General features: G+C 62.8%; 8 protein-coding genes and 1 pseudogene. 4 read left to right on the top strand and 5 right to left on the bottom strand.

Annotation, left to right across the window (positions count from 1 at the left end):
• Positions 1-68: 68 nt before the first annotated feature.
• The 4 genes from AACR77_RS01780 to lptM all read right to left on the bottom strand — a co-directional run bounded on the left by AACR77_RS01780 (position 69) and on the right by lptM (position 3,193).
• On the bottom strand, positions 69-749 hold the full coding sequence (locus tag AACR77_RS01780) for a DUF484 family protein (protein ID WP_041212252.1): 681 nt from the start codon (positions 747-749) through the stop codon (positions 69-71).
• 79 nt (positions 750-828) lie between these two features.
• Positions 829-1,659, bottom strand: coding sequence for a diaminopimelate epimerase (dapF, locus tag AACR77_RS01775; protein WP_029313578.1), 831 nt, complete (start codon positions 1,657-1,659; stop codon positions 829-831).
• Positions 1,660-1,721: 62 nt separating this feature from the next.
• The gene (gene lysA, locus AACR77_RS01770; RefSeq protein ID WP_039039806.1) at positions 1,722-2,972 is read right to left on the bottom strand and encodes a diaminopimelate decarboxylase; all 1,251 of its coding nucleotides are present in this window, start codon (positions 2,970-2,972) and stop codon (positions 1,722-1,724) included.
• A gap of 20 nt (positions 2,973-2,992) precedes the next feature.
• The gene (gene lptM, locus AACR77_RS01765) at positions 2,993-3,193 is read right to left on the bottom strand and encodes an LPS translocon maturation chaperone LptM (protein WP_010672699.1); all 201 of its coding nucleotides are present in this window, start codon (positions 3,191-3,193) and stop codon (positions 2,993-2,995) included.
• 73 nt (positions 3,194-3,266) lie between these two features.
• Between lptM and cyaY the strand changes: the two genes are divergently transcribed.
• Entirely contained in the window at positions 3,267-3,581 is a 315-nt protein-coding gene (gene cyaY, locus AACR77_RS01760) for an iron donor protein CyaY (RefSeq protein ID WP_010672698.1), read from the top strand.
• Positions 3,578-4,231 carry an alpha/beta hydrolase gene (locus AACR77_RS01755; protein ID WP_042879400.1) on the top strand — a complete coding sequence of 218 codons (654 nt, stop codon included), beginning with the start codon at positions 3,578-3,580 and terminating at the stop codon, positions 4,229-4,231. The genes cyaY and AACR77_RS01755 overlap by 4 nt, the downstream gene beginning before the upstream one ends.
• A gap of 73 nt (positions 4,232-4,304) precedes the next feature.
• On the opposite strand, the gene AACR77_RS01750 is transcribed toward AACR77_RS01755, so the two are convergent.
• Positions 4,305-6,824 carry a class I adenylate cyclase gene (locus tag AACR77_RS01750; RefSeq protein ID WP_042879398.1) on the bottom strand — a complete coding sequence of 840 codons (2,520 nt, stop codon included), beginning with the start codon at positions 6,822-6,824 and terminating at the stop codon, positions 4,305-4,307.
• A gap of 322 nt (positions 6,825-7,146) precedes the next feature.
• Here AACR77_RS01750 and hemC point away from each other — a divergent pair, with 322 nt between their 5' ends.
• Together hemC and AACR77_RS01740 are read left to right on the top strand one after the other, a co-directional pair.
• The gene (hemC, locus tag AACR77_RS01745) at positions 7,147-8,076 is read left to right on the top strand and encodes a hydroxymethylbilane synthase (RefSeq protein WP_042879403.1); all 930 of its coding nucleotides are present in this window, start codon (positions 7,147-7,149) and stop codon (positions 8,074-8,076) included.
• Between the two features lie 46 nt (positions 8,077-8,122).
• A pseudogene (locus AACR77_RS01740) lies at positions 8,123-8,594 on the top strand (uroporphyrinogen-III synthase); the annotation flags it as partial.

Raw genomic sequence — 8,594 nt, 5'->3', positions numbered from 1 at the left:
CCCCCGCCAGTGCGACCGGCAGGGGGTCGGCGGCAGGGGGCATCCTGGCAGGGGATCGGGTCGTTGCCTTAGCCACGGGCCAGCTCGGGCAGACGCAGTTGCAGCAGACGCCCCAGCTGACCCAGCAGCAGGGTGTCGTTGTGGGGGGTGAAGTGGCTGGGATCCGAGCTCGCGAAGGCCAGCACGCCGAGCTCCCCGAGCCGCATCAGGGCCACCGAGTTGACCAGCACATCATTGCCAAACAGCGCCTGCTTCTCGCTCTGGTTGAGACGGCCGAAATAGTAGTCCGTGCCGGGCAGGCGCTGCCCCAGCAGTTGTTCGAGCTGTTTGCCCTGCGCCAGGAAACGCTGCTCGGGGCCGCTCAGCTGGAAATGCCTGGGATTGAGCCAGAGCCGCAGGCCGGTGAGTCGCAGCCGCTGGACGAAGGCCTTGCCCATCACGGCGCTCAGCTCGAACAGGGTCTGGCAGCCGTAGATCTCCCCGTAGAGATCCGCATAGACCCGGAAGATCCGCTCGTTCTCGCTGGCGACCCCCATCAGTTCGGTGATCTCCTGCTCCAGCTGCTCGATGCGCTCCCGCTGTCTGTCCAGCTGGCGCTCCACCAGGGAGATGGTGCCCTTTTGCCCATGGGGAATGCGGATCTTGTCCAGCATGGCCCCGTGACGCAGGAAAAACTCGGGATAACGGGCCAGGTACTCCAGCACTGTGGCTTCATCCACCAGTGATTCCTGCCGTTTGAGTTCGCTCATAACTTGGTTGATCCATCCGAAAAAGGGGCCAAGGGCCCCGATATGATCCGTTGATGGAGCGGGATCACCCGCTCCTTGTCTACAACTCTATCTGGCCGTCAAAGACGTGCTCGGCCGGCCCCGTCATGTAGACGGGCTGACCCGGTCCCTTCCAGGCGATGGTCAGCTTGCCACCCGGCAGGGTGACGGTGACCCGCTCCTTGAGCTTGCCCTGGCTGATACCTATCACCACGGCCGCACAGGCCCCGGTCCCACAGGCCAGGGTCTCCCCCACCCCGCGTTCGAAGACCCGCAGCTTGATCTCGCTGGCGTTGACCATCTCCATGAAGCCGACGTTGACCCGCTCGGGGAAGCGCTCGTGGCGCTCCATGATGGGGCCCAGGGTCTCCACCGGCGCATCGGCCACCGAGGGCACCTCGATGACGCAGTGAGGGTTGCCCATGGAGACGGCACCGCACATCACGGTGTGATCCTGGGCCCGCAGCAGATACGTCTTCTCCGCCTTCTGGGCACGGAACGGGATCTTGCCCGGCTCGAACTGGGGCACCCCCATGTTGACCGTGACCTGGTTCTCCCCTTCCAGCTGTAGAGTGATGCGGCCCCGGGCGGTGCTGACCGCGATGCGATCCCGGTTGACCAGCCCCTTGAGACGCACGAAACGGGCGAAGCAACGGGCCCCGTTGCCGCACTGTTCCACCTCGCTACCGTCGGCATTGAAGATGCGGTAGTGGAAGTCGAGCTCGGGGTCATAGGGCGGCTCCACCAGCAACAGCTGGTCGAAGCCGATACCGAAGTGACGATCCGCCAGCTTCTTGATGATGTCGTTGCTGAAGAACACCTTCTGGGTGACGCCATCCACCACCATGAAGTCGTTACCGAGGCCATGCATTTTGGAAAACTCAATCAACATCGCGCGTTCCTGTCTCACCGTTAATCACGCTCTCACATGGAGGAACGCTGAAAATCCATCCATCACGGCAGCAGGTGCTCGCCACGCCAGAGATCCGCCAACTGCTCCCGCTCACGGATGAGGTGCGCCTGGTCACCGTCCACCAGCACCTCGGCCGCACGGGGTCGGGTGTTGTAGTTGGAGGACATGGTAAAGCCGTAGGCGCCGGCGGAGCGCACCGCCAGCAGGGAGCCCTCGGCAATCGCCAGGGTACGCTCCTTGCCGAGGAAGTCGCCGGTCTCGCACACCGGGCCCACCACGTCATAGAGTGCCTTCTCGTGGGTCGCCCGGCTGTCCACCTCGATGATGTTCATCCAGGCGCCGTAGAGGGAGGGGCGCAGCAGATCGTTCATGCCGGCGTCGATCAGAGCGAAGTTGCGGGTCTCGCCGGGTTTGAGGAACTCGACCCGGGTCAGCAGCACACCGGCGTTGGCGACGATGGCGCGGCCCGGTTCGAACAAGAGGGTCAGATCCCGGCCCGCCAGCTTCTGCTTGAGCGCCTCGGCATACTCGGTGGGGTGCGGCGGCTGCTCGGCGCCGTAGTTGACCCCCAGGCCGCCGCCCACGTCCAGGTGATGGATGTGGATGCCTTCCGCCGCCAGCTCGTCGATGAGCTTGAGCAGCTTGTCCGCCGCCTCCATAAAGGGATTCAATTCAGTGAGTTGCGAGCCGATGTGGCAATCCACGCCCTTGATCTCGATGTGGGCCATGGCCGCCGCCTTGCGGTAGATGGCGGGCGCCTGTTCGATGGGGATGCCGAACTTGTTCTGCTTGAGGCCGGTGGAGATATAGGGGTGCGTGCCTGCGTCGATGTCCGGGTTGACCCGCACCGAGACCCGCGCCTTCTTGCCCATGCTGCCTGCGACCCGGTTCAGGCGCTCCAGCTCGGCTTCGGACTCCAGGTTGAAGCAGAGGATCTCTTTTTCCAGCGCAAGGCGCATCTCGGCTTCGCTCTTGGCGACGCCGGAGAAGACCACCTTGGCCGGATCACCGCCCGCCGCCAGCACCCTGGACAACTCGCCGCCGGAGACGATGTCAAAGCCCGAACCAAGGCGTGCCAGCAGATTGAGCAGGGCCAGGTTGGAGTTGGCCTTGACCGCATAGCAGATCAGGTGGGGAATGTCGCCAGCCGCCTGGTCGAAGGCATGCCAGTGGCGTTCCAGGGTGGCGCGGGAGTAGACATAGAGCGGAGTGCCGTACTGGTCGGCAAGCTGTTGCAGGGGAAGCTGTTCGGCCTGAAGCTGACCGTCTGCGTCGTAGTTAAAGTGATCCAAGGGGGCGGTTCCTTCCTAGATTATTGCGGCGCGGCCTCTGAGGCCGGTGTAGCGGTCGCAGGCGAGGCGGCTTGCGGTGTACTCTCTGTCTTGGGCTGTGTCTGCTCTGCAGGTGCGGGCTGTTCGGCCGGCGGCATGTAGAGCGGCCCCGTCAGGCCACAGGCGGCCAACCCGAGCGACAGCGACGCGGCAAACAGGCACTTGGTGAACTGGGTAATCATAATGGTTCGCTGCGAAAAAATTTTTGGCCCTCTATAATCGCACTCACATTGTTAAAAGCAACAGGATAAACCGATGAAGGATCACGAGTATCACGCCCTGACCGACGCCTTTTTCCAGTATGTGGAAGACACCATCGACGAGGGGTATCCGGATATCGACTGCGAACGCGCCGGCGGGGTGCTGACCCTGAGCTTCGAGAACAAGACCAAGGTCATCATCAACAAGCAGGAGCCCCTGCACCAGATCTGGGTCGCCACCCGGGAGAACGGCTTCCACTTCGAGCTGCGCGGTGACAGCTGGATCGACAACCGCTTCGGCGACGAGCTCAAGGCCCTGCTGACCCGGGCCTGCACCACCCAGGCCGGCGAGCCCGTGGTCTTCTCATGACGGATCTGCATCCCGAAGGTGCCCGCCATGCGGTGATCTGGCTGCACGGGCTGGGGGACTCCGGCGCCGGCCTCGCCCCCCTGGTGGAGGCGCTGGCCCTGCCCGCCGACCTGCCCGTCCGCCATCTGCTGCCGGATGCGCCCGAGCGCCCCATCACCATCAACATGGGCTACCGGATGCGCGGCTGGTACGACATCAAGAGCTTCGAGGATCCGGCGGATCGCGCCGTGGAGTCCCATGTCAGGGAGTCAGCGGCCCGTATTGCCGCGCTGATCGACCAGTTGGTGGCCGAGGGTTTCGCCCCCGAGCGCATCGTGCTGGCCGGCTTCTCCCAGGGGGGCGTCATCGCCTCCTTCACCGCCCTGCGCCATCCGGTGCCACTGGCTGGCCTGCTCTGCATGTCCACCTATCTGGCGGTACCCGATGCCCTGCAAGCAGAGATGAGCGAGGCGGCCCGCGCCCTGCCCATCTGCTACATGCACGGCATCTATGACGACGTGGTGAACCTCTCCATGGGCTGGGACGCCAAGAACCGGCTGGAAGCGGTGGGACTCAGCCCCGAGTGGCACGAATACCCCATGCGCCACGAGATCTGCCTCCCCCAGCTGGGCGACATTCGCAGCTGGTTGCTGGCCCGCCTAAGCGCCTGACAGCCCCCCAAATACGACAACGGCCTGCATCATGCAGGCCGTTTGCCATCTTGCCGGTGCGGTTATCAGCACATCATCCTACTTCCCGCGCCGCGCCTGGCGTGTCCCGCTGCGGGCTCTGGCTGCGGTAGGGGATCACATCGAGTTTGTCACCCACCTGCACGATTTCGTAGTACTGGGGCAGGTTGAAGTTGCTGAACTGACCCGCATTGCTGAATCGCTCGTGACCCGAGGTGTAGAACCGGTTCACCCCCTGTACCAGTTCGTCCTTGTTGCCGGCGAAGTGCTGGTAGATCTCCACCCGGTTCGCCTCGTCGAGGATATAGATGTTGGTGCCTGCATCCCGGGTATCGAAGAAGAACTGCACCAGCCCTTCGCTGGCGTAGGCGTCGACGATGCCGGGCAGGTGCTGGCTGTGAGTCTTGTCGAGGCGCAGCGGCAGGTGATCCAGCTTGTTGTGGGAGATGTGACGGTAAAAATCGATGGCGTTTTCCAGCTTCTTGACCGACACCCCGCGCCGCTCGAAGAAGATGCCGTACTTCTCCTTGCCGAGCGCCAGCGTCTTGACAAGCTGCTGCTTGTCCCGGGCCAGACGCAGCTCGATGCATTCAGCCACAAGCTGCTGGAAGCGGGTGCGCACCAGGGAGCGGAAGTGCTGGCTGTAGCAGAACACCTCGATCATCTCGGGGGCCGCGGCGTCCTGGTGCATCTTGCCGAGGATGGTGGTGAGGGCGTCCACCACGGCTTCCTCCCCCTCGAAGTGCAGGGTGCGGATCTCACTCCAGGAGTTGCGATAGACGAGATCCACGGATCCCACCAGACACTCCTGGTTGCGACCGAACGAGAAGACATCGGCGGCGTTGGCATCGAACTCGATCACCTGCCCCACCCAGTGGCTGGACGGGTCCGTCTCCAGGTTCAGGAAGATGGAGAGCTGGCGGATCTCGCACGGCCGGCTCAGAGCCAGGTTGGTCGCGCGGGGATACTTGACCGGGAAGGTGCCGGAGAGATCGCGACAGAACTGATGCAGGTTGTCGATGTGCAGATCCGAGCCCTGGTTGAACAGGTGCACCCGGGACTGGGGCGTCAGCAGGCCGTTGAAATAGGCCCAGGCCACCAGCTTGCTGATGTAGCCGTTATATTCGAGCGGCGCCCGGCCGATGATGTCGGCGGGTTCGAGGGAATGCTTGTAGAGATACCAGCCGGCGCGATTCAGGCGGCCGTGGGGTACCTGTACCAAGCTGAGATCCGGCTCGCCGAGATCCGGCGCAATCTTGAGGTTGATGCGCTGCACCTTGCCCGGCAGGCTCTCGAATGCGGCATAGAGCTTGCGCGACAGGATGCCGATGTCTTCCGGATTGATGGACTCGCTGATGTTGTTGCGCCGGGCGAACTGGATGAGGTTGCGGTAGCTCTGCATCAGAGCCTCCAGCAACTCGGCGTAGGCCACCTTGACGTCCTCGACCTTCCACTCCTGGCGGTGATCAAGGTGGTAAAGGCGCTCCGGACTCCAGCCCCAGTAGGCCACCAGCTGGGCCATCTGCTCCCGGCGCCAGTCCGGGGAATGATCTTCCTTGGGATGGCTCAGTCCGTCGCACACCTTCAGATAGAAGCAGCGACGCACCAGGTCCAGGCGCTGCATGTCGCCGATGGACTTGAGGTAGTTGGTCACCTTGTCCAGCATCAGGCAGTAGTTGTCGAGGCGGTAGTGCATCCCCTCGTTGTGCTGGAACCAGTCGCGACTGGTCACCGACAGCAGCCGGGTGTTGGGATACTCGTGGGAGTAGGCCTCCATCAGCACCGACTTGAGTACCGCCTTGTAGGGGGAGTCGATCCCCTTGTAGAGCTGCCACAGGGCGGAGCCGAAATACTCCTCGGCAGGAATGCGATCAAAGCCGCCCAGATCGAGCCAGTCATCCTGGCTCAACTTGCCGTGGGCAAACAGGCCGTTGACGTAGTCGTCGTAGTGATCGTCATATTCGGCCGGCACCAGATACCAGAGCAGCCGCTTGCCGGCGATATGCATGGCGCTGCGGTAGAACTCGTCGAGCAGCAGCAGGTGCTGGGCGCTGCCGCAGCTCTCCCCCTGCATCTGGGCATCGTTGCGCTGACGGAACTTGTCTTCGGGGATCAGGAAGAAGTTGAGATCGACCCCCCGCTGCTCGGCCCACATGGAGAGGTGCTGGCACTTCTGTTCCAGCAGGGCGAGGCGCTCGCTCGACAGACCGGCCACGTGACAGACCCAGATGTCGAGATCCGAGTGGCAGCACTGACCGATGGAGGAGGTGCTCCCCATGGAGTAGAGGCCCTGGATGGACTTGTCGTGGGTACTGAGACCGCCCTGGCAGTTGGCGTTCTGGCAGAGATCCTGGATGAAGGCCTGCTGGGCCTCGTTGGCGACAAAACTCCAGATACCATGAGGCACATCCCCTGCCACATAACCGGGCAACAGGGGGTGATTGAAGTGCAGCATGACAGGCAGCAAGTGGAAAACCTGCTGCCCGTAGCGACTCATGAGATCCAGCGCTCGTTGCGTCTTGAGACGATTGAGTTCGTCGTAGCGCGCCACCAGCGTATCGAGTTTAACCAGCAATGCCCTACCTATGGGGAAGAGAAATGACGCACCAAAACGGGGAGACGTCAAAAAAGTGTGATCATGTTAACAATGCAAACAGCAGTGGTAAACAAGCCCGCACACAATCACCGGATTATTTCTGACCCCGTTCATAAAGGTATCAGAGGAAAGCAATAAAGTTGCTTACTTTCAATAACTTAAAATCAATTATTGGCTGAATGAAAATAATTTTCAGCCCCCGTTTTTGAGCTTGGCCCCGCTTTTGCGGGCTGCGCCATGAAAGCCCCTGCAAAGGGTGGTAAGATCGTTTTCCTCTCAAAAGATGAAACAACTGATTGATATGGCAGCCCGAACCCTGAAAATTGCCACTCGAAAGAGCCCACTGGCCCTGTGGCAGGCCAATTTTGTGAAAGATCGGCTGGAGGCACTCCATCCGGATCTGCAGGTCGAACTGGTGCCCATGAGCACCCAGGGTGACAAGATCCTCGACACCCCCCTCGCCAAGGTCGGCGGCAAGGGGTTGTTCGTCAAGGAGCTGGAGACTGCCATGCTGGAAGCGCGTGCCGACATCGCTGTCCACTCCATGAAAGACGTACCGGTGGAGTTCCCCGATGGGCTCGGCCTGCACACCATCTGTGAGCGCGAAGACCCGCGTGATGCCTTTGTTTCCAACCATTTCAACCAGATAGACGAGCTGCCTCAAGGGGCCGTGGTCGGTACCTCCAGCCTGCGCCGTCAGTGCCAGCTGCGCGCAGCCCGCCCTGATCTCGTGATCCGCGACCTGCGGGGCAACGTCAACACCCGCCTCGCCAAGCTGGATGCCGGTGAATATGACGCCATCATCCTGGCCGCCGCCGGCCTGAAACGACTGGAGATGGCCCATCGCATCGCCGCCTTCATCGAGCCCGAGCAGAGCCTGCCCGCCAACGGCCAGGGGGCGGTCGGCATCGAATGCCGCCTCGACGATCACGAGCTGCACGCCCTGCTGGCGCCGCTCGAGCACGCCGAAACCCGCATCCGGGTGCTGACCGAGCGCGCCATGAACCGCGCCCTGCAAGGGGGCTGTCAGGTGCCTATCGGGGCCTACGCCCTGGTACAGGGAGAAGAGGTATGGCTGCGCGGCCTGGTGGGCAGCCCGGACGGTGCCCGCGTCATTCGCGACGAGATCCGCGGCCCCCTGGCAGAGGGCGAGGCACTGGGCCACACCCTGGCCCAGCGCCTGCTGGCCGCCGGTGCCGACGTCATCCTGGCCGAGGTCTACCGGGCATGAGTGCAGCACAGCCAGGTTCGCGGTCATCTGCCTGGAGCGCCGCCTGATGGTCCCCCTGGTGGTGCGCCCGGCCGCCCAGGCCAACCAGCTGGTGCAGATGCTGCACCAGTTGGGTCATGCACCGCTCTACTGTCCGTTGCTAGAAACCCGGCCGGGATGCGACCTCCCTCACCTGGGTGACATGCTGCGTGAGGCGGACCTCGTTATCGCCGTCAGCATGCATGCCGTTCATTTTGCACATCATTTTCTGTTGCAAACTGGTCAGACCTGGCCACATATTGATTACTTTGCAGTCGGCCAGGCGAGTGCGGATGCCTTCGCCGAGGCGGGCATCCAGGCCCTGTGCCCGGCCGATCCCCGCAGTGAAGGGCTGCTGGCCCTGCCGGCGCTGCAAGGGGTGAGTGGCCGCCGGGTGCTGCTCCTGCGCGGCAACGACGGGCGGGATCTCATCGCCCGGACGCTGGCCTCACGGGGCGCACTGGTGCACTATTGTGCCACCTATGAGCGCCACTACCCCG

Source organism: Aeromonas sp. ZOR0002 (genome assembly GCF_963866995.1).
GTDB lineage: Bacteria > Pseudomonadota > Gammaproteobacteria > Enterobacterales > Aeromonadaceae > Aeromonas > Aeromonas caviae.
Note: the sequence above shows the minus strand (reverse complement) of the source record. Positions and strands in the feature narration are given on the sequence as shown.

Bases quoted from the DNA above. Each gene is read 5' to 3' on its own strand.
- AACR77_RS01780 (WP_041212252.1), bottom strand. From the start codon at position 749: ATGAGCGAACTCAAACGGCAGGAATCACTGGTGGATGAAGCCACAGTG.
- dapF (WP_029313578.1), bottom strand. From the start codon at position 1,659: ATGTTGATTGAGTTTTCCAAAATGCATGGCCTCGGTAACGACTTCATG.
- lptM (WP_010672699.1), bottom strand. From the start codon at position 3,193: ATGATTACCCAGTTCACCAAGTGCCTGTTTGCCGCGTCGCTGTCGCTC.
- hemC (WP_042879403.1), top strand. From the start codon at position 7,147: ATGGCAGCCCGAACCCTGAAAATTGCCACTCGAAAGAGCCCACTGGCC.
- cyaY (WP_010672698.1), top strand. From the start codon at position 3,267: ATGAAGGATCACGAGTATCACGCCCTGACCGACGCCTTTTTCCAGTAT.
- AACR77_RS01755 (WP_042879400.1), top strand. From the start codon at position 3,578: ATGACGGATCTGCATCCCGAAGGTGCCCGCCATGCGGTGATCTGGCTG.